The organism is Streptomyces sp. NPDC052020, assembly GCF_040680575.1.
Classification (GTDB): Bacteria; Actinomycetota; Actinomycetes; order Streptomycetales; family Streptomycetaceae; genus Streptomyces.
In genome coordinates, this window is sequence record NZ_JBFAWY010000011.1 from 121620 (window position 1) to 145084 (window position 23465).

20 protein-coding genes and 1 pseudogene are annotated in these 23465 nt (G+C 71.0%); 16 read left to right on the forward strand and 5 right to left on the reverse strand.

Annotated elements, in window-relative coordinates:
- The first annotated feature begins 21 nt into the window (after positions 1 to 21).
- From AB0L74_RS14250 to AB0L74_RS14285, 8 genes and pseudogenes are all read left to right on the forward strand, one after another.
- The gene (locus AB0L74_RS14250; RefSeq protein ID WP_365650672.1) at positions 22 to 1491 is read left to right on the forward strand and encodes a radical SAM protein; all 1470 of its coding nucleotides are present in this window, start codon (positions 22 to 24) and stop codon (positions 1489 to 1491) included.
- Between the two features lie 53 nt (positions 1492 to 1544).
- Positions 1545 to 2978: a hypothetical protein gene (locus AB0L74_RS14255; protein ID WP_365650379.1), complete on the forward strand. Its 1434-nt coding sequence runs from the start codon at positions 1545 to 1547 to the stop codon at positions 2976 to 2978.
- 35 nt (positions 2979 to 3013) lie between these two features.
- A complete protein-coding gene (gntD, locus tag AB0L74_RS14260) occupies positions 3014 to 4042 on the forward strand; it encodes a guanitoxin biosynthesis L-enduracididine beta-hydroxylase GntD (RefSeq protein ID WP_365650382.1) in 1029 nt (342 codons plus the stop codon).
- Between the two features lie 10 nt (positions 4043 to 4052).
- On the forward strand, positions 4053 to 5012 hold the full coding sequence (locus tag AB0L74_RS14265; protein ID WP_365650385.1) for a phosphotransferase: 960 nt from the start codon (positions 4053 to 4055) through the stop codon (positions 5010 to 5012).
- Between the two features lie 50 nt (positions 5013 to 5062).
- The gene (locus AB0L74_RS14270) at positions 5063 to 6109 is read left to right on the forward strand and encodes an ATP-binding cassette domain-containing protein (RefSeq protein ID WP_365650388.1); all 1047 of its coding nucleotides are present in this window, start codon (positions 5063 to 5065) and stop codon (positions 6107 to 6109) included.
- Positions 6110 to 6129: 20 nt separating this feature from the next.
- Entirely contained in the window at positions 6130 to 6942 is an 813-nt protein-coding gene (locus AB0L74_RS14275) for an ABC-2 family transporter protein (protein WP_365650391.1), read from the forward strand.
- Positions 6943 to 7028: 86 nt separating this feature from the next.
- The gene (locus AB0L74_RS14280) at positions 7029 to 7775 is read left to right on the forward strand and encodes an ABC-2 family transporter protein (protein ID WP_365650395.1); all 747 of its coding nucleotides are present in this window, start codon (positions 7029 to 7031) and stop codon (positions 7773 to 7775) included.
- Positions 7733 to 7933, forward strand: a pseudogene (locus AB0L74_RS14285) (leucine zipper domain-containing protein); the annotation flags it as partial. The gene AB0L74_RS14280 and the pseudogene AB0L74_RS14285, both read left to right, overlap by 43 nt.
- Positions 7934 to 8000: 67 nt before the next feature.
- Here the strand turns inward: AB0L74_RS14285 and AB0L74_RS14290 are convergent.
- On the reverse strand, positions 8001 to 8423 hold the full coding sequence (locus AB0L74_RS14290; protein WP_365650397.1) for a secondary thiamine-phosphate synthase enzyme YjbQ: 423 nt from the start codon (positions 8421 to 8423) through the stop codon (positions 8001 to 8003).
- Between the two features lie 91 nt (positions 8424 to 8514).
- On the opposite strand from AB0L74_RS14290, the gene AB0L74_RS14295 reads away from it, so the two are divergent.
- Entirely contained in the window at positions 8515 to 9603 is a 1089-nt protein-coding gene (locus tag AB0L74_RS14295) for an NAD(P)-binding domain-containing protein (protein ID WP_365650399.1), read from the forward strand.
- A gap of 12 nt (positions 9604 to 9615) precedes the next feature.
- Here AB0L74_RS14295 and mltG read toward each other — a convergent pair whose 3' ends face one another.
- Positions 9616 to 10467 (reverse strand): endolytic transglycosylase MltG, encoded by an 852-nt coding sequence (mltG, locus tag AB0L74_RS14300; protein ID WP_365650401.1) that lies wholly within the window; start codon positions 10465 to 10467, stop codon positions 9616 to 9618.
- A 43-nt stretch (positions 10468 to 10510) separates the two neighbouring features.
- Positions 10511 to 12313 (reverse strand): ABC transporter ATP-binding protein, encoded by a 1803-nt coding sequence (locus AB0L74_RS14305; RefSeq protein ID WP_365650403.1) that lies wholly within the window; start codon positions 12311 to 12313, stop codon positions 10511 to 10513.
- Between the two features lie 130 nt (positions 12314 to 12443).
- Between AB0L74_RS14305 and AB0L74_RS14310 the strand changes: the two genes are divergently transcribed.
- Positions 12444 to 12908: a MarR family transcriptional regulator gene (locus AB0L74_RS14310; RefSeq protein WP_365650405.1), complete on the forward strand. Its 465-nt coding sequence runs from the start codon at positions 12444 to 12446 to the stop codon at positions 12906 to 12908.
- Between the two features lie 166 nt (positions 12909 to 13074).
- Here the strand turns inward: AB0L74_RS14310 and AB0L74_RS14315 are convergent, their stop codons facing one another.
- Positions 13075 to 13824, reverse strand: coding sequence for a L,D-transpeptidase family protein (locus tag AB0L74_RS14315; protein ID WP_365650407.1), 750 nt, complete (start codon positions 13822 to 13824; stop codon positions 13075 to 13077).
- Positions 13825 to 14027: 203 nt separating this feature from the next.
- On the opposite strand from AB0L74_RS14315, the gene AB0L74_RS14320 reads away from it, so the two are divergent.
- The 4 genes from AB0L74_RS14320 to AB0L74_RS14335 all read left to right on the forward strand — a co-directional run bounded on the left by AB0L74_RS14320 (position 14028) and on the right by AB0L74_RS14335 (position 19074).
- Positions 14028 to 15863: an ABC transporter ATP-binding protein gene (locus tag AB0L74_RS14320; RefSeq protein ID WP_365650409.1), complete on the forward strand. Its 1836-nt coding sequence runs from the start codon at positions 14028 to 14030 to the stop codon at positions 15861 to 15863.
- The gene (locus AB0L74_RS14325; protein WP_365650411.1) at positions 15860 to 17641 is read left to right on the forward strand and encodes an ABC transporter ATP-binding protein; all 1782 of its coding nucleotides are present in this window, start codon (positions 15860 to 15862) and stop codon (positions 17639 to 17641) included. The genes AB0L74_RS14320 and AB0L74_RS14325 overlap by 4 nt, the downstream gene beginning before the upstream one ends.
- Before the next feature lie 530 nt (positions 17642 to 18171).
- Entirely contained in the window at positions 18172 to 18651 is a 480-nt protein-coding gene (locus tag AB0L74_RS14330) for a DUF5709 domain-containing protein (RefSeq protein ID WP_365650414.1), read from the forward strand.
- Positions 18652 to 18801: 150 nt separating this feature from the next.
- Entirely contained in the window at positions 18802 to 19074 is a 273-nt protein-coding gene (locus tag AB0L74_RS14335) for a type B 50S ribosomal protein L31 (protein ID WP_365650416.1), read from the forward strand.
- Between the two features lie 40 nt (positions 19075 to 19114).
- Here AB0L74_RS14335 and AB0L74_RS14340 read toward each other — a convergent pair whose 3' ends face one another.
- Positions 19115 to 19909: a metal-dependent hydrolase gene (locus tag AB0L74_RS14340; protein ID WP_365650418.1), complete on the reverse strand. Its 795-nt coding sequence runs from the start codon at positions 19907 to 19909 to the stop codon at positions 19115 to 19117.
- 145 nt (positions 19910 to 20054) lie between these two features.
- On the opposite strand from AB0L74_RS14340, the gene AB0L74_RS14345 reads away from it, so the two are divergent.
- Together AB0L74_RS14345 and AB0L74_RS14350 are read left to right on the forward strand one after the other, a co-directional pair.
- A complete protein-coding gene (locus AB0L74_RS14345) occupies positions 20055 to 22568 on the forward strand; it encodes a DUF3516 domain-containing protein (protein ID WP_365650420.1) in 2514 nt (837 codons plus the stop codon).
- A gap of 19 nt (positions 22569 to 22587) precedes the next feature.
- Positions 22588 to 23454, forward strand: a complete 867-nt coding sequence (locus AB0L74_RS14350; RefSeq protein WP_365650422.1) for an acyl-CoA thioesterase II — start codon at positions 22588 to 22590, stop codon at positions 23452 to 23454.
- The last annotated feature ends 11 nt before the right edge of the window (positions 23455 to 23465 follow it).

Consider the following 23465-nt stretch of genomic DNA (forward strand, 5'->3'; position numbering starts at 1 on the left):
TAAGGCGATCAATTGACTGACATGCACTTCTTACCCAGCGCGGACTACTCACGCGGTGTCGCCCTGGAAAGCCTTGCGTCCGCAGACCCTCGCTTCCCACCGAGCTCGGTCCGAGAAGTCCTGGCCGATCCCGCGAACGAGAAGCTACTGGGCTACGTCTTCGCCGAGGCGTTCACTCACGTGTTCCCCGGCGACCGGACCGGGCACGATCCGGAGGCGTTCTTCCTCGATCTCGACCGCGAGTTGGCGACAGCCCCGAGCTTCCACCTGTGGACGATGATCCCCCTGTGCCGCTACCGCTGCCACTTCTGTCAGTTCCCCATCATGGTCCTGAGCGGCAACGAGGAACGCAGCCATGCCGCCGGCCGACGCTGGGTGGACCACCTCATTGCCGAGGCCCGCCTGTGGCTGGAGGCGGTCCCCTCCATGGCGTCCACCCCCATCGGCGAGTTCTGCCTGTTCGGAGGTACGCCCACCGCGATCGCGGCTGCGGACCTCGAACGCCTCATGGAGTTCTATACCTCCCACTTCACCTTCACCTCGGACACCTCCATGCGCGCCGAGAGTTCCCCGGACACACTGACGCCTGAGATGGCCCGCGTGTTGCGCTCGATGGGTTTCACCAGCCTCACGTACGGAATCCAGTCCTTCGACGACAAGCTGCTGTCCCTCGCCAACCGCCGGCACGCGGGCACTGACGCGGAACGGTCCCTGTACGAAGCGAGGGAGGCTGGGTTCACGCGGGTCGACGGCGACCTCGTCTACGGGCTGCCGGGACAGGACGTGCGGTCCTTCTCGTCCGACGTCCGGCGGATGATTGAGCTCGGCTTCGACACCGTCGTCGCGATCAAGCTGCATCTGCGGTCCTTCGGCGAAGTGTCCTCGGCGATCGGGAACATCGCGCCAACGCCGTGGGAGAGGGCCGAGGTGCGCCGGCGCATCAGCGACTCCGGCCACCGCTGGCCCACGCTGGGCGAGCAGTACCAGATGCGTGATGCGGCCGTTCGTCAACTGCACGAGGCCGGCTATGTCGAACACCCCACCACTTACTTCCCGCGCTCAAGCGCCGGCCCGCAACGGTGGCGGTCGCTCAATCTCGACCAGGACAAGCAGTATCCGCAGGTGGGCATCGGTCTGGGCGGCTATACCTGGAGCAGCGGGTCGGAAGCGAACCTGGTGAGCGACCCGCAGGCTTATGCGCGCGGCATCGCCTCGGGACGGCTGCCGCTGGAGACGATCACGTCGATCAGCGCAGCAGAGCGTGAGGTCAGGTCCGTGCGCATGGCACTGTCGACGTGCCAGCCGTTGCGCGAGGCCGTCCACGTGAGGCGCTTCCCTCACAGTTCTTTGTTCTCGCCGCGGTGGAAGGCTGTGTTCGGTCCCCTGGAAGAACGCGGACTGCTCCTCTCGGACCCGGTCGCCGGCACGGTCACGCTCACCACCGAGGGGGCGACGCTGGTGGAGGCGATCATCAACACCGAAGTCCTGTGACCGGCGTGCTCGGTTCCCGTGTTCGCCTTCCTCGACGTCTTTGAAGGGCCATCATGCGCATTGGCTTGATCTCCGGGGACGGTCTGCCCGTCTCCGGGCTGCTCACCGTCTTCCGCAACGTCTTCGAGCTCGGCAAAAGCCTCGGGGTGGCAGACGACCAGGTCATCGCCGATCTGGGCTACACCTGGCGCCCCGACAAGCCGGGATTCTTTCCGTCGGGTCCCGTCGGCCCCTATACACCGGACTGGCTCGTCGTCGACGACGCCCGTCCGGTGACAGACGCCGCGGACTGGGCCGGGATCGGCGCCGAACTGGTGCTCATCCGCGACACTGTCGCACGCCACGACCAGCTCACCCCTGCCGAGCACAGGTCCCTTGCCCGCAGGATCGCCACCGCTGCGGCGCCCTACCGGCAAGGGTTCACCGACTGGCTGGAGCGGCACCGCATCGACTGGGTGTTCGCGCTCAACATGACGCTGTCCGACGCGGTGCCGGTCACGGTCGCCCTCCACGAGGCCGCTGCCGCGTACTACGCCGACAAGCCGGGCGGCGTGCTGTTCTGGGATCACGACCTATTCGAAAGCTGCGCCATCCACGACGAAACCACCGGGCAGCGGATGTATCCGTCCCGGCCCAACCGGTACACGCCGGTGCCACGGCCCAGCGCGCACACCCGCTGGGCCGTGGTCTCGGAGCCTCTTGCCGCTGAGGCGTACTCCTATCCAACCGGTCTGACCCCGTACATCGCCCCGAACGTGCTGCCGCGTGTCACCGCCGCCCCGCTCGAAGAACGGCATCACTCCTTCGCCGGCCAGTACCACCTTGATCCGGGCCGACCGGTCCTGCTGGCACCGGTGCGCGTCTTCGCCGTCAAAGGCGTCGACGTGTCACTCACCTTCCTCGAGGCCCTGAAGGCGGAAGCCCTCCGGCGCGGCCGACCGGTGCCGTACCTGCTCGTCTTCGGCAGTCTCGCCGAGGACCCGCCCTATGCGCGGCAGGTCGTGGCCCAGGCCGAACGGCTCGGCGTAGCCGACGATGTCCGCTTCCTCGACGGGGTTCCGTTGGCCAGCTTCGCAAGCGCGGACGGCCGGCATCATCTGGACGAGACCGACCTGCTGCGGCTGGCCCGGGCGACGTCGGGCGGTGTGGTGTTCACACCGTCTGTGGCGGACGTGGAGACCGTCGGGCTCGGTCCGGCACTGGCGGCCGTGGCCGGCCTTCCGGTCGCCGTCACGGACTACGAGGTCTTCCAGAAGATCTACGGTGATGAGTTCACCAGTACCCGCGTCGACGTGAGCGACGAGGGCTTCCGGGCGGCGGCGTCCGCGTTCCTGGATGTCCTCCACGGCGGGCCGTCAGCGCACGCCGCCGCTCTGGCCCGCAACCAGGCGGTGGTGAGGCAGGCCTTCCCCGAGGAGCCGTGGATCAAGTTGTGGCGGCTGCTTGCCGAGGCGGCCGGCCACAAGCCGCGCGGCAGTCGAGTATGACCCACAGACATGGGACAACCACGAGGGGCGCGGCTATGACCACACACGTAGTACCCGCAGCGCCAACACCGCGGGATGCGCCAACGCACGAGACCTACGTGCTGAGCGCGGCGGAGTCCTCGGCGCTGCGCTCGGCCGCCGAAGAGCTGCGGCGGGAGCACCGCAGCACCGAAGACGAGCAGTTCCTCCTCATGGCACCCACTCTGGCCGCCGCTCTGCCCGGAACGCTCTTGCGGCACTTGCACGCGATGCGGCGTCTGGAGTCGACGCCGGCGCTGCTGGTCCGTGACCCGTATGCGGATCCCGAGCCCGGGCCCACGCCGTCGCACTGGCGGGAGACGGATCGTTCGCGCACCCTCACGGACGACTTCCGGTTACTCCTGCTGGCCACTCAGCTCGGAGATCCGTTTTCGTGGTCTTCCTTGCAGCAGGGGCGTCTGGTCACCGACATCCTTCCCATCCGCGGACGGGAGGACGAACAGACCGGCCACAGCAGCGACACCGTTCTCGACTATCACGTAGAAGACGCTTTCCGCTCCGACCGCTGTGACTACCTCGGTCTGCTGTGCCTGCGCAACGACGATCAGGTCGCCACCACGCTCGCCGCGCTGGACGTCACCAGCCTGACCTCCGCCCAAGTCGACCTGCTCTTCCAGCCGCGGTTCGTCATACGCCCGGACACTGAGCATCTGCGTAACCTCACCCAGGCACAGCAATCCACACCTGCCGTATGGGAACATCCAGTGGCGGTCCTGTTCGGATCCCGTCAGGCCCCATATCTGCGGCTGGACCCCCCGTACATGTCAGCACTCCCGGGTGACGAAGCCGCCCGGGAGGCGCTCGACGCCCTGTGCCGGCGGCTGTCCGCGTCCCTCACGGATGTTCCGCTCGTGCCCGGTGACATCCTGCTGGTCGACAACTACCGTGCCGTGCACGGACGGCGGCCCTTCCGGGCTCGCTACGACGGAACGGACCGCTGGCTTCGCCGTACCACGATCAGCCGGGATCTGCGTCGGTCCCGTCCATTGCGGTCCAGCCCTCTCGACCCCGTGGTCAGGTACTGACCTGCCGCCCTTGGCGCTCACCTTCGTCAACCTCAAGGATTCCATTGTGCTGTCGGTCGCACGTGAACAGCTGTCGGACTGGTGCCGGGACAACCTCGGCTCACCCGTCGGTGAGTACCTCTTCGAGCATGTGCATCTGTCGGTGGCCGCCGGAGTCCGGCTGGCTGACGGCAGTGAGGTCGTCGTGAAGGTCCGGCCCTTCGCGGAGCGGCTGCACGGGTGCTTCGAAGTGCAGAAGCATCTTCACGGGCGAGGCTTCCCCTGCCCGGAGCCGCTCGTGGCGCCGACCCCGCTGGGCGCGCTCACGGCGACCGCTGAGCGTCTGGTGCCGGGCGGAGCACTGCTCGCGGCACGCGAGGGCGCGCCGGCGTTGTTCGCTGCCGCGCTCGCCCGCCTCGTCGGCGCCGCACCGGCGGTTGCCGACGTGTCGTCCCTGGCCCCGGCGCCGCCATGGATCGGCTGGGACCACGACGACACCAGGACCTGGCCCGAGCCCGACGATCTCGATGTCGACCTCAACGAAACGCCCGGACCGCGATGGCTCGACACGACGGCGGACCGAGTGCGGGCCCGGCTCGCCGCGAGCGATCTGCCGGACGTCGTCGGACATGGCGACTTCGAGTCCCAGAACACCCGGTGGCGCGGCAACGAACTCCTCGTCGTCCATGACTGGGACAGCGCGGTCAGCCGTCCGGAGGCCGCGCTCGCCGGGCAAGCCAGCGCCGTGTTCGGTGTTACCGGCAATCCCGGCGACACCCCCCTCCTCAGCGAGAGCGAGGAGTTCCTCAACGCCTACGCCGTGGCGCGGGGCCGCCCCTGGACCGCGGAAGAATACGAAGTGGCCTGGTCGGCCGGGCTGTGGGTCCTGGTGTTCAACGCCAAGAAGGAAACCGTCACTGTCGAGGGCGGACCCGGTTACACCCACCTGGCCGGCGAAGTGGCCGAACGGCTCCGGCTCGCAGGGGCCTGAAGCCCCGCTCTCAGCGTCCAGCGCTCCACGACAGCCGACACAGGACCCTGATGACCCCATCACCCGGCACCACCGCAGCGACGGCCATGATCTCCGCCCGCAACCTCACCAAGGACTTCCGAATCCCGGTTCGCGCCACGGGGAAACGCGCGGCGCTGCGCGCGCTCGCGCGGCCGGCCTATACAACGCGACGCGCCGTCCACGAGCTCGATCTCGACGTCGAGCGCGGTGAACTGCTCGCCTTCCTCGGCCCGAACGGAGCGGGGAAGTCGACCACCATCAAGATGCTCACCGGCGTGCTGACACCCACATCAGGCACCCTGCACGTCGCCGGCCGCGTCCCTCACGCGAACCGCGCCGCCAACGCGCGCACCATCGGGGTCGTCTTCGGGCAGCGCAGTCAGCTGTGGTGGGACCTGCCAGGACGCGACTCGTTCGACATCCTGCGAGACATGTACGGCCTGGCCCGGCGGGAGTACACCCGCCGCCTCGGTGAATGCGACGAATTGCTGGGACTCTCGCAGTTCTGGAACACCCCTGCGCGCCACATGTCTCTTGGCCAGCGGGTCCGTTGCGATCTCGCGGCAGCCCTGCTGCATGACCCAAAGGTGCTGTTCCTCGACGAACCGACGATCGGCATGGACGTCGTCGTCAAGGAACAAGTCCGCGGCTTCCTCCGCCAGCAGGTTGCCGAACGGCACCGCACGGTCGTGCTGACCACGCACGACATGCTGGAAGTGGACCGTCTCGCCCACCGGGTGGCCCTGATCAATCACGGCCGCCTCGTCTTCGACGGCCCGCTCGACGCACTCCGCTCCCGCTTCGGGACGGGCTGGAGACTACGGGTCACCTTCGAAGAACCGCCCGGCGACGTGGTGCTCCCCGGCGTCAGGGCCACGTCGCAAGGCGAAAGCACCCTCACGTTCACTCCCGACGGCACCCGCACGATCCGCAGGCAGGACGTGGTGCGCCAGCTGGTCGCCCGCTTCCGCGTCCTCGACATCACCACCGCCGATCCCGAGACAGAGGACGTCATACGCGCTGCGTACCGCATCCCCGGCACAGACGACCGCGCTCCGCAGCGGAGTGAGAGTTGATACCCGACCACACCCCCCTGATGCGACTCCTGCACCTGCGGCGGGCCTGGCGCATAGCCGGCATCTCCCCGCTCGCCGAGTGGCACCAACCCGTGCGTCTCACCTTCACCGCCGCCCGCACCGCTGTCCAGATGACCCTGGTCGTCTGCCTCTGGCGTGCCCTGTACGACGGCACGCCCAGCAGGGCCGGCCTTGAGAGTGACCAAGCCGTCACGTACGCCGTTCTCGCCCTGTTGATCAGCCAGCGCGCGGGACTCGATCGCTACCTGCGACGCGACACGCTCGCGCAGCACGTTCAGGAGGGAACAGTCGCCTACTGGTTTCTGCGCCCCCTGGCCGCGCGCCGGTACCACCTGCTGCGCGGGCTCGGAGACCAGGCCTACTGCACGTGTTGGCTGCTCGTGGGCCTCCTTGCCGGGCTGGGACTCGACGTGGTGCAGCCCCCGGCAAGCGCCGCTGCCGGAGCGTTCGCCGCGTGCTCCTTCCTGCTGGGCCAGTTCCTCCTCTACCAGTTCACCCTCGCTGTCGACCTGGTGTGCTTTTGGACCATGGTGAACCACAATGCGCTGCTCAGCTACCAGTTCCTACAGAATCTGCTCTCCGGGGCCCTCGCACCCCTGTGGTTCTTCCCTCAGTGGTTCCAAACCATGACATCCTGGCTGCCCTTTCAAGGTGTCATCAACATCCCGTTGTCCCTCTACGTGGGCCGAATACCGAGCGGGGAAGCCTGGGCCCATCTCGCCGTGCAGGCGGCATGGTGCGTCCTGCTCCTTCTGGCCACCCGCGGTCTTTGGCTCCTGGCCGACCGCAAAATAGCCGTTCAAGGGGGATGAAAAGCACCGTGCCATCAGACGAGCATGTTCATCGTCGACAGTGGCGGACCGCGGCGGCTCTGATACGACTCAATGTGCGAGCCCGCTTGGAGTATCGCGGCGACTTCCTCCTCGGGCTGATATTCGGCATCCTGTGGCAGTCGTCGGTACTCGTCTTTGCCACCGTACTCGTGAGCCGGTTTCCCGGAATGGGCGGATGGAGTCGAGGCGAGGTACTTCTCATCGCGTCGATGCGCCTACTCAGCCACGCACTGGCGGTTGTCGCCTTCCACAACCTGGTCCTCTTGCCCCGCACCGTTCAAGAAGGGCGAATCGAAGGCTTCCTTCTTCGCCCCATGTCCGTCTACCGACAGGTCCTCCTCAGCCGGTTCCACCCCAACGGACTAGGTGATCTCTGCGTCGCTCTCACCCTGTGTGCACTCGCCCTCACCAGCATGAACATTTCCTGGACACCTGCCCGCGCGGGGTACGCCCTGGCAGCGGTCATCGGCGGCACGCTGCTGGAAGGGGCTGTAGCGACGGCCCTCGGCTCTCTGGCCCTTCGCTCACCCCTTGCCGGTCCGTGGTGGGAATGGGCTGACGAGATCATGTCCGTCTTCGGGAACTATCCGCTGCACATCCTCCCCAAGACAGTACACGCGGCCCTGACATTCGTCCTTCCGCTCGCCTTCGTGGCCTACATACCAGCGGCCGTTCTCACAGGGCACGCCAATCAATTGCTGGTACCAACGTGGCTCGCACTGGCCTCCCCCCTCTGCGGAGCTGCGGCTTTCCTCTTGTCGCTGCGGCTATGGCGGAAGGGACTGCGCGCGTACACCGGAATCAGCGGCTGACACGGCACCCAGGGTTCGTCTCCCACCGTGACGCTCGGCTGACCGTTCACGGCAGGCGGATTCCGGTCAGACTCGCGGGCCGTCCCGTCGCGCACACCGCCGCAGAGACCGGCATATCCCGGCACACGGCCCGCAAAGGGGCCCGCCGCTGGAGAGCGGGGGCGACGCGGGTCCCGCCGGCCGGTACCAGCCGGCCCCGCACGACCCCCGCGCCGGACTCGTCGGTCAGCCCAGGAAGCTCAGTCGAACCCGCCGGTCGGGATTGTCCCGGTTGGTGTCCACCAGGCACACCGACTGCCACGTCCCCAGTTCCAGGCGGCCGTCCACGACCGGCAGGGTGGCGTGCGGCGGGACCAAGGCCGGCAGGACGTGGTCGCGGCCGTGGCCGGGGCTGCCGTGGCGGTGCTGCCAGCGGTCGTCGGCCGGCAGCAGGGCGTGCAGGGCGGCCAGGAGGTCGTCGTCGCTGCCCGAGCCGGTCTCGATGACGGCGATCCCGGCCGTGGCGTGCGGGACGAAGACGTTGAGCAGCCCGTCGCGGCCGGCCGCCGCCTCGCGCAGGAAGGACGCGCAGTCGCCGGTGATGTCGACGACCCTCTCCTGGGAGCCGGTGGAGATGTTCAGGACTCGGGTGGTGAAGGCATCTGACATGGTTCCCATCCTGACGTACGCGCCGGGTTCCGGCCGGGAGGGGGCGCGCGGGCCCGGGAAGATCCGTGACCGGGACGCTGTTGGTGGAAGCGTGAACAGCGTGCGCGAGGTCGAGGTCGTCGTCGTCGGCGCGGGTCAGGCGGGCCTGTCCGCCGCCTTTCATCTGCGGCGCACCGGCTTCGAGCCGGAGCGGGACTTCGTGGTGCTCGACCGCTCCCCCGGCCCCGGCGGCGCGTGGCAGTTCCGCTGGCCGTCGCTGACCTTCGGCAGGGTGCACGGCATGAACTCCCTGCCGGGGATGGAACTGACCGGCGCCGACCCCGCGCGGCCGTCCGCCGAGGTGGTCTCCGAGTACTTCGCCGCGTACGAGCGTGCCTTCGGTCTGCGGGTCCGGCGGCCCGTCGGCGTGCGGGCGGTCCGCGAGGGGGACGGCGGCCGGCTGCTCGTGGAGACCTCGGCGGGCACCTGGGCGGCACGGGCGCTGGTCAACGCCACCGGCACCTGGGACCGCCCGTTCTGGCCGCGCTATCCGGGCCAGGAGACCTTCCGGGGGCGGCAGCTGCACACCGCGCGGTACGCCGGGCCGCGGGAGTTCGCCGGGCAGCGGGTCGTCGTGGTGGGCGGGGGCGCCTCCGGCACGCAGCACCTGCTGGAGATCGCCCCGTACGCCGCGGCCACCACCTGGGTGACCCGGCGTCCGCCCGTCTTCCGGGACGGACCGTTCGACGAGGACGCGGGCCGGGCGGCGGTCGCGCTGGTGGAGGAGCGGGTGCGGCGGGGGCTGCCGCCGCGGAGCGTGGTGTCGGTGACGGGGCTGCCGCTGAACGACGCGATCCGCACCGGCATCGAGGAGGGGATCCTGGACCGGCGGCCCCTGTTCGAGCGGATCACGCCCGACGGAGTGGAATGGAGCGACGGACGGCGCGTGGCGGCCGACGTCATCCTGTGGGCGACCGGCTTCCGGGCGGCTCTCGGTCATCTGGCGCCGCTGCGCCTGCGCGAGCCGGGCGGCGGGATCCGCGTCGAGGGGACGCGCGCGGTCGCGGACCCGCGGGTCCATCTGGTCGGCTACGGGCCGTCGGCCAGCACCATCGGGGCGAACCGGGCGGGCCGCGCCGCCGTACGGGACATCAGGCGGCTGCTCGCGGCCGGGCCGGCGGAGGCGGCGGTCGCCGCGTGATGCCCCGCCGGGTCAGCGGGCCGACGCGGACGCGCTGCGCTGGTTGCGGTTGAACTCCTCGACGTTGCGCTGGTGCTTCCGGTAGTCGGCGGTGAAGCGGGTGTCGCCCGGCTTGACCGTGACGAAGTACAGCCAGTCGCCGGGCGTGGGGTTGATCGCGGCACGCATCGCGGCCTCGCCCGGGCTGTCGATGGGCGTCGGCGGCAGCCCCATGCGCTGGTAGGAGTTGTACGGGCTGTCGAGCCGCGTGTCCTTGACCGACGTCCGCAGCGTGGAGCGGTTCAGCGCGTAGTTGAGGGTGCTGTCCATCTGCAACGGCATGCCGCGCTCCAGACGGTTGAAGATCACCCGGGAGACCTTGCCCATGTCCGCCTCGGTGGCGGCCTCGGCCTGCACGATGCTGGCGATGGTCACCGCCTGGTAGACGTTCATCTCGTTGCGCTGCGCGCCGGCGGCGATGGGGGCGCCGTTGAATTTCTTGTTGGCCGTGTCGACCATGGCGGCCAGCAGCTTCTCCGGCGTGGCGTCGGCGCCGAGCGGATACGTCGCCGGGAAGAGGTAGCCCTCGGGGTTGCCCTCCGCGTCGCCCGGCAACCTGAGGCGGGCCTTGGCCAGGGACTTCCTGGTGGTGCCGGGGGGCAGTTCGAGGGCCTTGTCGACGGCCTCGTAGACCTGGCTCGCGCGCCAGCCCTCGGGGATGACCAAGGCGGTCGGGCGGGGCTTCTCGTCGCCGCCCAGGGACAGCAGCGGCACCGCCACGGCGGTGCCGGCCACGACGGCTCCGGTCGCGATCAAGACGAGGCGACCCCGGCGCGTCAGTCGAATCGTGCTCCTCGTGCTCCGTGGCGGAGTGTTCATCTGCATGCGGGCACGGTAACCCCCAAAACTCCACAAACCCGGCATATCTTCATTTTGTCGGCTCCAGTCGGGCGTCCCGGCGGACCAGCGCCGCATAGCGCCCGTCCCGCCTCAGCAGCTCCTCGTGCGTGCCCCGCTCGGCCACGCGCCCCGCGTCGAGGACCAGGATCTGGTCCGCGCCCCGGACGGTGGACAGGCGGTGGGCGATGGTGAGCGTGGTGCGGTGGGCGGACAGCGCGTCGATGGCCTCCTGGACGGCCGCCTCGGTCCGGGTGTCCAGGGCGCTGGTCGCCTCGTCGAGGATGAGGACCGGAGGGTCGCGCAGAATGGTGCGGGCGATCGCCAGGCGCTGCTTCTCGCCCCCGGAGAAGCGGTGGCCGCGCTCGCCGACGACGGTGTCGTAGCCGTCGGGCAGGGACGCGATGTGATCGTGGATCTGGGCCGCCCTGGCCGCCGCGACCAGTTCCTCGTCGGTGGCGTCGGGCTTGGCGAAGCGCAGGTTGTCGGCGACCGAGGCGTGGAAGAGGTACGTCTCCTGCGAGACGACGCCGACCGCGCGGGCGAGGGTGTCGAAGTCCAGGTCGCGCACGTCGACCCCGTCCAGGGTGACCCGGCCGCCGGTCACGTCGTACAGGCGCGGCACCAGATGGCCGAGGGTGGACTTGCCGGCACCGGTCGGGCCGACCACCGCGAGGCTGCCGCCCGCGGGTACGGTGACGTCGACGCCGTCCAGGACGGGGGCGCTCTTGTCGTCGTAGCGGAACTCGACGTTCTCGAAACGGACCTCGCCCTTGATGCGGTCGAGGCGGACGGGGTCCTTCCGTTCGGTGATGTCGATCGGCAGGTCGAGGTACTCGAAGATGCGCTGGAAGAGCGCGAGCGAGGTCTGGATCTGCACGCCGGTCGACAGCAGGCTGACGGCCGGGCGGAACAGGCCCTGCTGGAGCGAGACGAAGGCGACGATGGTGCCGATCGAGACGTCCGGGCCGCCGACGTGGAGCGCCAGGCCCGCGGCCCAGTAGATGACGGCGGGCATGGCGGCCATGACGATCGTGATGACGGCCATCCGCCAGCGGCCCGCCATGGTGGACCGCACCTCCAGACCGACCAGGCGGTCGGACTCGTCGGCGAAGGCTCGGGTGAGCGAGTCCGCACGGCCCATGGTGCGGCCGAGCAGGATGCCGCTGACGGAGAGCGACTCGGTGACCGTGGCGGCCATCGCCGCCATCTGCTTCTGCCGCTGGGTGGTGATCTTGCGGCGTTCGTTGCCGACGCGGCGGCTGATCCACACGAACACGGGAAGCAGGACGAGCGAGACGACGGTCAGCCGCCAGTCGAGGGCCACCATCGCGGCGATGGTGGCGACCACGCTGGTGAGGTTGGAGACCAGGGAGGTGGCCGTGGAGGTGACGGTGGCCTGCATGCCGCCGATGTCGTTGGCGATGCGGGACTGCACCTCGCCGGTGCGGGTGCGGGTGAAGAAGGCGAGCGACATGCGCTGCAAGCGGCCGTAGACCGCGGTGCGCAGGTCGTGCATGACGCGCTGGCCGACCTTCGTCGAGATCAGCGTCTGGAGCACGCCGAAGACGCTGGTCAGGACGGCGCTGAGGATCATGCCGAGGGCGAGCAGGCTCAGCAGGCCCGTGCGCCCCTGGGGAATCGCGACGTCGAGGATCTCCTTCAGCAGGAAGGGCGTGGCGACCGAGACCAGCGACGAGGCGGCGACCAGGAGGCCGACGACCGCCAGCCGGCCGCGATAGGGGCGGAAGAGCCCGAGGACGCGGCGTACTTGCCGGGGCTGTTCGGTGGTGCCGGGGGGCGGGGTCCAGGACGGCTGGTGGTCGGGATGCATGGGCTCCTACGGGTGGTGGGGCGACACGGACCAGGGCCCGCGGCTCGGATCCGCGGGACCGCGAACGCGACGGAGCATAGCTCATTGTTACCTATACTCACAATGAACCTTGTGCTGATATCGTTCCCGCATGACCAGCCCCGATCCCGACGGCCTGCTCGCCGAGCAGTTGCTGCGGCTCACCCGCCGGGTGCACCGCATTCAGAAACGCCATCTGGAGCAGCGCGACCTCGGCATCACGCCGGCCCAGTCGCGGCTGCTGCGCACCCTGGCGCACTACACCTCACCGCCCCGTATGGCCGATCTGGCACAGCGGCTGGAAGTCGTGCCCCGGGCCGTGACGACGCTGGTCGACGGGCTGGAGGGGGCCGGGAAGGTACGCCGGGTGCCGGATCCGGCCAATCGCCGGGTGATCCGCATCGAGCTCACCGCCGACGGGCGCACGGCCCTGCGCGAGCTGCGCCGCGCCCGCCGGTCGGCCGCGGAGGAGATACTGGCCCCGCTGACGGACGAGCAGCGCGCGGTGCTCGGGGGTCTGCTGGACACGCTGGTCGACGGGGCGCCCCCAGGGGACTGCGGCCACACGTCCCCTTGAGACGGCCGCCGGGTGAGGCGGCGGTGACGGCGGGTCGGCCGGGCCGCCCCGAGGTCGTCGCGGCGGGTCACCGGGGCGGCCGGTGCCCGCGCGGCAGCGCCCGGCCCGGTGCGCGCCGCCGCTCCGGTGCCCCGGCAGACGCCGCCGGAGGACAGAACCTCGGGCTTCATGCCCCCAGGGCCGCCCCGTCCCCCATCACCACGACCGGGCGCAGCTGCGGGTCGAGCGTCCGCAGCAGATACTCCATCGCCGCTTTCGGCAGACTCACGCAGGCCGAGGTGCCGCTGCCGTGGTCGAGGTGGAGCCAGATGCCGCCGCCCGCGGCGGCCCCCTCGGGGCGGGTCGGGTCGTTCGGCGCAGTGCCCTTGACGCGGTTGTAGTCGATGGCGATCACGTAGTCGAAGTCGTGCCGGTACGCCTTGGCCCACCAGCGCGGCGCCGCGAAGGCGGCGGACCGCGTGTACGGCAGACGGGACCCCGGGTCCGGCAGGACACCGCCCGCGTCGCTGAGCGTGAACACCCCGACGGGGCTGCGCTTGTCGCCCTCGCGGTGGTGCGTCGTCCAGCCCCTCGTGCCGTTGTGCGCCGACCAGCTCCGCCCCCGGTGCCAGGCGGAGCCGTGCTTCGTGTACAGCACGACGGTGGAGTCGGCGGAGTCCTTCCCCTCGCCGTACACCGCCACCACCTGGCGGGAGCCGGCGGGGATACGCCCGTGGAGACGGTCGCCGATGCCCGGAACGCGGGACGTGTCGTGCGTCGCGGCGCGCGTCCGGGCCGCCCCGCCCGCCGCCGGGGACTGCGCACCGTCCGCCCGCGGACGCCCGCCGTCCGGGCGGCCGCAGGCGGCCGACGCCACCAGCAGGGAACCGGCGACCACCCACGCGGCCGCCACGCGCCGTACACCCCGTTTCCGCATCGCTCCATCCTCCCACCGCCGTTCGGGCGGGTGTCCCGGCCCCCGCCCGCCCTCACACGCCACCGCCCGCCGCACGGCAGCCGGTTCTGTGCGCTCTGCGGAAAACCGTTTGATTTCGACCGCGCGCCGACGCGAACCTTTGACGGTTTGCTGCCCCTTGATGCCGTGTCGTGCGGCACCCCGACCCAAGCCGCTGGGACGTCATGCAGATCCAAGACCTTCCCTTTCCCGATCCGGGCGTGCCGGACGCACGTTCGGGCCCCCGCTTTCTGTGGTGGCTCTTCCGCAATCAACTGGGCGGCCAGCTCAAGTCCCTGGCCTGGGGACTGCTGCACTTCGCCGCCGTGTCGGCACTGCCGTTCTGCGTCGGCATCGCCGTCCAGGCCGTCATCGACCGCTCCGGCACCCGGCTCGCGCTCGCGGGCGGCCTGATGGCCCTGTGCTGCGCGGCCAACGCACTCGGCGACACCTTCCTGCACCGCACCGCGATCACCAACTGGATCACCGCGGCGGCCCGCGTCCAGCAACTGCTGGCCCGCAAGGCCGCCCTGCTCGGCTCGGCACTGACCCGGCGGGTGGCGGCGGGCGAGGTCGTGGCCGTCTCCACCGGTGACGTCGAGAAGATCGGCTGGTTCGTGGAGGCCGTCTCCCGCTTCACCGCGGCGGCGCTGACCATCGTGCTGGTCTGCGTGAGCCTCCTCGTCTACCAGCCCGCCCTAGGCGTCGTGGTCATCATGGGCCTGCCCGTCCTCGCGCTCGCCGTGCTGCCCCTGCTGCCCCGGGCGACCCGGCGGGCCGACGTCCAGCGGGAGAGGGCGGGCCGCGCGACCGAACTGGCCTCGGACACCGTGGCCGGTCTGCGTGTGCTGCGCGGCATCGGCGGCGAGGAACTCTTCCTCGACCGTTACCGCCGCGCCTCCCAGGAGGTCCGCCACGCCGCCGTGCGCAGCGCCCGCATGTGGTCCCTGATCGCCGCGATCCAGGTGCTCCTGCCGGGCCTGCTGCTGATAGCGGTGGTCTGGCACGGCGTGCACCTGGCCCGCGAGGGCCGCATCGGCGTCGGCGAACTCGTCACCGTCTACAGCTCGGTCATGCTCCTCACCTACCCGCTGCGGCACTTCGAGGAGATCGCCATGGCGTACTCCTTCTCCCGCCCCTCGGCCAGGCGGGCGGCGCGCGTGCTGTCGCTGGAGCGCGCCACCGACACCGGGGGTTCGCGCGCCGCCGAAGTGCCCTCCGGAGACCTGTACGACCCGGCCACCGGCCTGCTCGCCCCGGCCGGCCGGCTCACCGCCGTCGTGTGCGGGGACCCGGACGCGGCCGGCCGTCTCGCGGAACGGCTGGGGGGACACGCCTGCGAGGAAGGCACCTCGGCCCTGCTGGGCGGCGTCCCGCTCGACGAACTGCCCCTGGACTGCGCCCGCACCGCCGTCCTCGTCCAGGACAAGGACCCGGTGCTGCTCTCGGGCACCTTGCGGGAACTGCTCGACGTGCCCGCGTCCGGCGGCGTCGCCGCCGAGGAGGCCCTGGCGGCGGCACAGTGCGAGGACGTGCTGGCCGCGCTCGTGCAGGGCTCGCTCGGCGCCGAGGACCCGATGGACGCCCGCATCACCGAACGCGGCCGTTCCCTGTCGGGCGGCCAGCGCCAGCGGCTCGCGCTGGCCCGCTCCCTGTTCACCGACCCGGAAGTGCTCGTCCTGGACGAACCGACCTCCGCCGTGGACTCGCACACCGAGGCGCGAATCGCGCAGGGCGTACGGGAACTGCGGACGGGACGCACGACCGTGGTCTTCACCTCCTCCCCGCTGCTGCTGGACCGCGCCGACCGGGTCGCGTTCCTGCACGCGGGCGAGGTGGCGGCGGTGGGCGGCCACCGCGAGCTGCTGCGCACCGAGCCGCGGTACCGGGCGGTGGTGACCCGCGAGACGGAGGACGAGGCCGTCTCCGCGCACGACGGGCACGACCGCGCCGGCGTCCATGGCGTCGACGGCGTCCGGGAGGTCCTGAAGGAACTGGAAGAGATCGAGGAGACAGCATGATCGGCGTGGCGCCCCCGTCCTACGACCCGGCGGCCCCGACGACGGCGAGCACCCTGCCCGTCGGCGCCCCCGCGACCGTACGCGCCTACGTGACGGAGCTGCTGCGCCGGCACCGCCGCGCGTTCGTGCTCCTCGTCACCGTCAACACCGTCGCCGTCGTCGCCTCCATGGCCGGTCCCTGGCTGCTGGGCGGCCTGGTCGAGCGGGTCTCCGACGGAGCCGGGGACCTGCGCCTGGGGTTCACGGCGACGCTGTTCGTCACCGCCCTCGTGCTCCAGGCGGCCTTCGTGCACCAGGTGCGTCTGCGCGGGGCGATGCTCGGCGAGCGGATGCTGGCCGACCTGCGCGAGGACTTTCTCGTCCGGTCGGTCGGGCTGCCGCCCGGCGTCCTGGAGCGGGCCGGCACCGGTGATCTGCTCTCCCGCATCACGACCGACATCGACCGGCTCGCCAACGCCATGCGCGAGGCCGTCCCCCAGCTGGCGATCGGCGTGGTGTGGGTGGTCCTGCTGCTGGGCGGGCTGGTGGTCACGGCCCCGCCGCTGGCGCCCGCCGTGCTGCTCGCCGTGCCGGTGCTGGTGATCGGCTGCCGCTGGTACTTCCGGCGGGCGCCCGCCGCCTACCGCTCGGAGGCCGCCGGGTACGCCGCCGTCGCGGCCGCGCTCGCCGAGACCGTCGACGCCGGCCGCACCGTCGAGGCCCACCGCCTCGGCGCCCGCCGCGTCGAGCTGTCGGAGCGCCGGATCAAGGAGTGGACCGCGTGGGAGCGCTACACCCTCTGGCTGCGATCGGTGCTCTTCCCGGTCATCAACGTCACCCACGTCACGGTGCTGGCCTCCGTCCTGATGATCGGTGGTGTCTTCGTCCTCCAGGGGTGGATCGGGGTCGGCCAGCTGACGACGGGCGCGCTGATCGCCCAGATGCTGGTCGATCCGGTGGGGCTGATCCTGCGCTGGTACGACGAGCTCCAGGTGGCGCAGGTGTCGCTGGCCCGGCTCGTCGGCGTACGCGACATCGAACCGGACGCCGGTGACCGCGCCCTGGTGCCCGACGGCCGTGACGTCCGGGCCGACCGGGTGCGGTTCGGGTATCGCGAGGGCACGGACGTGCTGCGCGAGGTGTCCCTGAAGGTGGCCCCGGGCACCAGGATGGCACTGGTCGGTCCCTCCGGCGCCGGCAAGTCCACCCTCGGCAGGCTGCTCGCCGGGATCTACGCGCCGCGCGAGGGAAGCATCACCCTGGGCGACGCCGAGCTGTCCCGGATGCCCGCCGAACGGATCCGCTCGCACGTCGCCCTCGTCAACCAGGAACACCACGTCTTCGTGGGCTCCCTGCGCGACAACCTCCGGCTCGCCGACACCGATGCCACCGACGCCGAGCTGTGGGCCGCCCTCGGCGCGGTCGACGCGGACGGCTGGGCCCGTGCCCTGGACGACGGCCTGGACACGGAGGTCGGCTCGGGCGGCGTGGCGCTCACCCCGGCGCAGGCGCAGCAGATCGCGCTGGCCCGGCTGGTGCTGGCCGACCCGCACACCCTGGTCCTGGACGAGGCGACCTCCCTGCTCGACCCGCGGGCGGCACGCCACCTGGAGCGGTCCCTGGCCCGCGTCCTGGACGGCCGCACGGTGGTCGCCATCGCCCACCGCCTGCACACCGCCCACGACGCGGACGTCATCGCCGTGGTCGAGAACGGCCGGATCAGCGAACTGGGCAGCCACGACGAGCTGGTCGCCGCGGACGGCGCCTACGCGGCCCTGTGGCGGTCCTGGCACGGCTGACCAGGGGCGCCCCTTGTGAGACGGGCGGGTCCGTACGGCCACACGGACGGGCTCGCACGGACGGGCGTGTCCGCCCCGGGACGGGAGCGGGGACCCTCCGGCTTCCGTGCCGGGGCGCGGGAGCCGGGTGAGAGGCGCCCCGGGGAGCCCCGGACGGGAGCCGCCCCGGCGTCCTGGAGCGGCCGGGCCGGGCGGCGCCGATCGCCCGGCCGCCCGGGCCTGGCCGGCACCGCGCGAGGGCCGTCGGGCCACCCTGGCGTGCGCCGTCGGGGGGCGCCCGGGCCCGCGCGTCGGGGGCGTCCGGGCCAGGCCATGCCGACCCCGGTCCAGGCCACGCGGATCCCCGGCCCGGGCCTCTGCCGTTGCGCGGTGCCGAACGGGGGTGGAAGGCTGGTGAGAGGCACCAGCTCGGGGAGCGCCCGGGAACCACGCGGCTCGGCACCGGGTGGCGCCTGTGCCCCGAGCGGGAGCGGCGGCCCGCCGCCGCCCGCGGTGACGAGGGGCCCGTCCCCACCCCCCTGGAGGTACCCGTGAACAGCGCCGACGGATGGGGAGACGACGTCTACCAGCCCGACAGGTCCGAGCAGAGGGAGGACACGGGGCTGCTCGACTCGGAGGACACCCTGGAGTACGACGGTGTCGACGATCCCCTCGACCGGGGCTGGTCCCCGCCGGAGCGGCCCTGGGCCGTGGAGCACACCGGCGTGACGGCCGCCGAGCGCCGGGACGGCGAGACCCTGGACCAGCGGCTCGCCGAGGAGCTCCCGGACAACATCGCCCCCGACGGCGACGGTCTCGGCGACTGCCAGGGCACCGACGGAGAGCTGTGGGACAACGAGGTCGGCGCGGCCCGCTCCGGCCGGCTTGTGGCACCCGACCAGGGGGCACACGAGGACGAGGAGCCCGCGCTGGTCGCCACCGACGTGGGCATCGACGGCGCGGCAGCCTCCGCCGAGGAGGCCGCGGTGCACATAGTCGACGAGGACGTACTCCCCCGCGGAACCGCCTGACCCAGCGGCACGACCTGCACCCACGGAACGGACCGAACGCGTACGACGAGCCGCCGCTAGACCACGGCCTCCTCCGCCCCCCGCCACCCCGCCGATCCCCGCCGTGGGCGCACCGCCACGGCTCCGGCCCCCGCCGCACGAGGAGAACCCATGCAGCAGGACAAGCACCCCGACTACCACCCCGTCGTCTTCCGCGACCGCGCCGCCGGCTACGCCTTCCTCACCCGGTCCACCGCGACCAGCGACCAGACCATCGAGTGGGACGACGGCGAGACCTACCCGGTCGTGGACGTGGAGATCTCCTCGGAGAGCCACCCCTTCTACACGGGCAAGGCACGGACGGTGGACACCGAGGGCCGCGTCGCCCGGTTCGAGCGCCGCTACGGGGGCGGTGAGGGCCAGGGCTCCGGCGGCGCGCCCTGACCGGCGGGCCCGGGCGGGGCACCGGGCGCGGGCCGGGGCGTCAGATGACGTTCAGCGCCGCCGCACCGCCCACTCCGCCCAGCACCATGAACGCCGGCATGAGCACCTTGAGCTCCACCCAGCTGCCCGCCCGGAACCGCATGCCCTTGGGCGGGCCGACCGGGTACCAGCGCTTGCGGCCGACCGGTATCGGCCACAGTATCGGGCAGCCCGACACGGTCAGCGCGTCCCCGATGTCGTGGACCAGCGCGCCCAGCACGATCGGCAGTCCGAGCCACAGGTACTCCTGGCCCGGCGCCGTGAAGAGCCAGTCGGCGCCGCCCTGCGGCTGGTCCAGGACGCCGGCCAGGATCCACGCGCTGGTCGCGGCGAGCAGCCAGACCAGGACGTCGCTGCTGGAGCCGCGCGCCGCCCGCCACAGCAGGCCCTCGATGGCCAGCACCATGTGCACGAAGAGGATCGCCAGCACCGCCCAGCGGCCGCCGGTGATCGCCAGGACCGAGGTGCCCCCGCCGATCAGGACCGCCCACACCCAGGTGTGCGTGAGCGTACGGTGCCCGCCGGAGCGGCGCGGGTCGCCCTGCTTCCTGGTGGCTTTGTAGACGGCGTACGACAACTTGTCGACGATCTCGCACAGGCCCCGTGAGACAGGTCCGAAGGCCCGGGAGATCGTGGCCGCCTTGTGATCCAGGTCCGGGGCGAGCGCGGCACCGGCGCAGATCAGCGCGCCGCACAGCAGGACCGGCCAGGGCATCGGGTGCCCGGCCGCGGCGACGGCCGCGCCGACGCCGAGCCAGGCGGCGGCGCCCGACAGTGAGTGTGCTGGTCCCATCATCGCCGTTGCCCGCCCCATTCCTCGTGTGCCGCTGTTCAGTTGGCCCGGCTCGCCGACGTGCCGCCGTCGCCACAGCGTAGCCTTCATGATCTTCGAGCCCGCATCCGATTCCCGCATCGGGGCCCGGGCCAGGCAAGATGGGGGCGTGACCCTCATCGATCAGCTGCCGCCGACCGCCGACCCCGACGCCCTCTACGAAGCCTTCGAGACATGGGCGCAGGAGCGGGGTCTCACGCTCTACCCCCATCAGGAGGAGGCGCTGATCGAGGTCGTCTCCGGTGCGAACGTGATCGTGTCGACGCCCACCGGATCCGGCAAGAGCATGATCGCGGCGGCTGCCCATTTCGCGGCGCTGGCCCGGGACGAGGTCACCTTCTACACGGCTCCGATCAAGGCGCTGGTGTCGGAGAAGTTCTTCGAGCTGTGCAAGCTGTTCGGCACCGAGAACGTCGGCATGCTCACCGGCGACGCCTCCGTGAACGCCGACGCCCCCGTGATCTGCTGCACCGCCGAGGTGCTGGCCTCGATCGCGCTGCGTGACGGCAAGGACGCGGACGTCGGCCAGGTCGTCATGGACGAGTTCCACTTCTACGCCGAGCCGGACCGCGGCTGGGCGTGGCAGATCCCGCTGCTGGAACTGCCGCAGGCGCAGTTCGTCCTGATGTCGGCCACCCTCGGCGACGTGTCCTTCTTCGAGAAGGACCTCACACGCCGCACCGGCCGCCCCACGGCGGTGGTCCGCTCGGCGACCCGACCGGTGCCCCTGTCGTACGAGTACCGGTACACGCCGCTCACGGAGACGCTCACCGATCTGCTGGAGGCCCGGCAGGCCCCCGTCTACATCGTGCACTTCACGCAGGCGCAGGCGGTGGAGCGGGCGCAGGCGCTGATGAGCATCAACATGTGCACGCGGGAGGAGAAGGACAAGATCGCCGAGCTGATCGGCAACTTCCGCTTCACCACGAAGTTCGGCCGCAACCTCTCCCGCTACGTGCGCCACGGCATCGGTGTGCACCACGCCGGCATGCTGCCCAAGTACCGGCGTCTGGTGGAGAAGCTGGCCCAAGCCGGTCTGCTGAAGGTCATCTGCGGCACGGACACGCTCGGGGTGGGTGTCAACGTCCCGATCCGCACGGTGCTGTTCACGGCCCTGACCAAGTACGACGGCAACCGTGTCCGCACGCTGCGCGCGCGTGAGTTCCACCAGATCGCCGGGCGGGCCGGGCGGGCGGGCTTCGACACGGAGGGGTTCGTCGTCGCCCAGGCGCCGGAGCACGTCATCGAGAACGAGAAGGCGCTCGCCAAGGCGGGTGACGATCCGAAGAAGCGCCGCAAGGTCGTCCGCAAGAAGGCGCCCGAGGGCTTCGTCGGCTGGACGGAGAAGACCTTCGAGAAGCTCATCGAGTCCGAGCCGGAGCCGCTGACGTCCCGTTTCCGGGTGACCCACACGATGCTGCTGTCGGTGATCGCCCGGCCCGGCAACGCCTTCGAGGCGATGCGGCATCTGCTGGAGGACAGTCACGAGCCGCGCAAGCAGCAGCTGCGGCACATCCGGCGGGCCATCGCCATCTACCGTTCGCTGCTGGACGGCGGCATCGTCGAGAAGCTCGACCAGCCGGACGCCGAGGGCCGTATCGTCCGCCTCACGGTCGACCTCCAGCAGGACTTCGCGCTGAACCAGCCGCTGTCCACGTTCGCGCTGGCCGCGTTCGAACTGCTCGATCCCGAGTCGCCGTCGTACGCGCTGGACATGGTGTCGGTCGTGGAGTCGACGCTGGACGACCCGCGGCAGATCCTCGCCGCCCAGCAGAACAAGGCGCGCGGCGAGGCCGTCGCCGCCATGAAGGCGGACGGGGTGGAGTACGAGGAGCGCATGGAGCGCCTCCAGGACATCACCTACCCCAAGCCGCTGGAGGAGCTGCTCTTCCACGCGTACGACACCTACCGCCGCAGCCATCCGTGGGTGGGTGACCATCCGCTGTCGCCGAAGTCGGTCGTGCGCGACATGTACGAGCGGGCGCTGTCCTTCACGGAGCTGGTCTCCTTCTACGAGCTGGCCCGCACCGAGGGCATCGTGCTGCGCTACCTCGCCAGCGCCTACAAGGCCCTGGAGCACACCATCCCGGACGACCTCAAGTCCGAGGATCTGCAGGATCTGATCGAGTGGCTGGGCGAGACGGTGCGCCAGGTCGACTCCAGCCTGCTCGACGAGTGGGAGCAGCTCGCCAACCCGGAGGAGATGACCGCCGAGGAGGCGCAGGAGCAGGCGGACCAGGTCAAGCCGGTCACCACCAACACCCGTGCCTTCCGTGTGCTGGTGCGCAACGCGATGTTCCGCCGGGTGGAGCTGGCCGCCCTCGACCAGGTCGGGGAACTGGGCGAGATGGACGCCGATTCCGGCTGGGACGCGGACGCCTGGGGCGAGGCGATGGACAAGTACTGGGACGAGTACGACGAGCTGGGCACCGGTCCCGACGCCCGCGGCCCGAAGCTGCTGATCATCGAGGAGGAGCCGCAGAACGCCCTGTGGCGTGTCCGGCAGATCTTCGACGACCCGCGCGGTGACCACGACTGGGGCATCAGCGCGGAGGTCGATCTCACGGCCTCCGACGCGGAGGGACGCGCCGTCGTCCGTGTCACCGACGTCGGCCAGCTCTGAGCACAGGAGAAACGCACCCATGACGAATCCGGCCGAACGGCTCGTCGACCTGCTCGACCTGGAGCAGATCGAGGTCAACATCTTCCGCGGCCGCAGTCCGCAGGAGTCCCTGCAACGGGTCTTCGGCGGCCAGGTCGCCGGCCAGGCGCTGGTCGCCGCCGGCCGGACCACGGACGGCGACCGCCCCGTGCACTCGCTGCACGCGTACTTCCTGCGCCCGGGCCGGCCGGGCGTGCCGATCGTGTACCAGGTCGAGCGGGTCCGCGACGGGCGGTCCTTCACGACCCGCCGGGTCACCGCCGTGCAGCAGGGCCGCACGATCTTCAATCTCACCGCCTCCTTCCACAAGCCTGAACCGGGGAGTTTCGAGCACCAGCTGCCGCCGGCCCGTGAGGTTCCGCTCCCGGAGTCCCTGCCGACGGTGGCCGACGAGATCCGTGAGCATCTCGGCGCGCTGCCCGAGCAGTTGGAGCGGATGGCCCGGCGCCAGCCCTTCGACATCCGTTATGTGGACCGGCTGCGCTGGAGCGCCGAGGAGATCAAGGACGCCGAGCCGCGCAGCGCCGTGTGGATGCGCGCGGTCGGGCCGCTCGGTGACGATCCGCTCGTGCACACCTGCGCCCTGACCTACGCCAGTGACATGACGCTCCTGGACGCCGTGCGCATCCCGGTCGAACCCCTGTGGGGACCGCGCGGCTTCGACATGGCGTCGCTGGACCACGCCATGTGGTTCCACCGCCCGTTCCGCGCGGACGAGTGGTTCCTGTACGACCAGGAGTCGCCGATCGCGACGGGCGGACGGGGCCTGGCCCGTGGCCGCATCTACGACGTACGGGGGCGTCTGCTGGTGTCCGTCGTCCAGGAAGGGCTCTTCCGGGCTCTGTAGCGCCGTCGCCC

Bases quoted from the DNA above. Each gene is read 5' to 3' on its own strand.
- gntD (WP_365650382.1), top strand. From the start codon at position 3,014: ATGACCACACACGTAGTACCCGCAGCGCCAACACCGCGGGATGCGCCA.
- AB0L74_RS14320 (WP_365650409.1), top strand. From the start codon at position 14,028: ATGCAGATCCAAGACCTTCCCTTTCCCGATCCGGGCGTGCCGGACGCA.
- AB0L74_RS14305 (WP_365650403.1), bottom strand. From the start codon at position 12,313: ATGCATCCCGACCACCAGCCGTCCTGGACCCCGCCCCCCGGCACCACC.
- AB0L74_RS14290 (WP_365650397.1), bottom strand. From the start codon at position 8,423: ATGTCAGATGCCTTCACCACCCGAGTCCTGAACATCTCCACCGGCTCC.
- mltG (WP_365650401.1), bottom strand. From the start codon at position 10,467: ATGCAGATGAACACTCCGCCACGGAGCACGAGGAGCACGATTCGACTG.
- AB0L74_RS14310 (WP_365650405.1), top strand. From the start codon at position 12,444: ATGACCAGCCCCGATCCCGACGGCCTGCTCGCCGAGCAGTTGCTGCGG.
- AB0L74_RS14270 (WP_365650388.1), top strand. From the start codon at position 5,063: ATGACCCCATCACCCGGCACCACCGCAGCGACGGCCATGATCTCCGCC.
- AB0L74_RS14255 (WP_365650379.1), top strand. From the start codon at position 1,545: ATGCGCATTGGCTTGATCTCCGGGGACGGTCTGCCCGTCTCCGGGCTG.
- AB0L74_RS14315 (WP_365650407.1), bottom strand. From the start codon at position 13,824: ATGCGGAAACGGGGTGTACGGCGCGTGGCGGCCGCGTGGGTGGTCGCC.
- AB0L74_RS14275 (WP_365650391.1), top strand. From the start codon at position 6,130: ATGCGACTCCTGCACCTGCGGCGGGCCTGGCGCATAGCCGGCATCTCC.
- AB0L74_RS14340 (WP_365650418.1), bottom strand. From the start codon at position 19,909: ATGATGGGACCAGCACACTCACTGTCGGGCGCCGCCGCCTGGCTCGGC.
- AB0L74_RS14350 (WP_365650422.1), top strand. From the start codon at position 22,588: ATGACGAATCCGGCCGAACGGCTCGTCGACCTGCTCGACCTGGAGCAG.
- AB0L74_RS14325 (WP_365650411.1), top strand. From the start codon at position 15,860: ATGATCGGCGTGGCGCCCCCGTCCTACGACCCGGCGGCCCCGACGACG.
- AB0L74_RS14250 (WP_365650672.1), top strand. From the start codon at position 22: ATGCACTTCTTACCCAGCGCGGACTACTCACGCGGTGTCGCCCTGGAA.
- AB0L74_RS14335 (WP_365650416.1), top strand. From the start codon at position 18,802: ATGCAGCAGGACAAGCACCCCGACTACCACCCCGTCGTCTTCCGCGAC.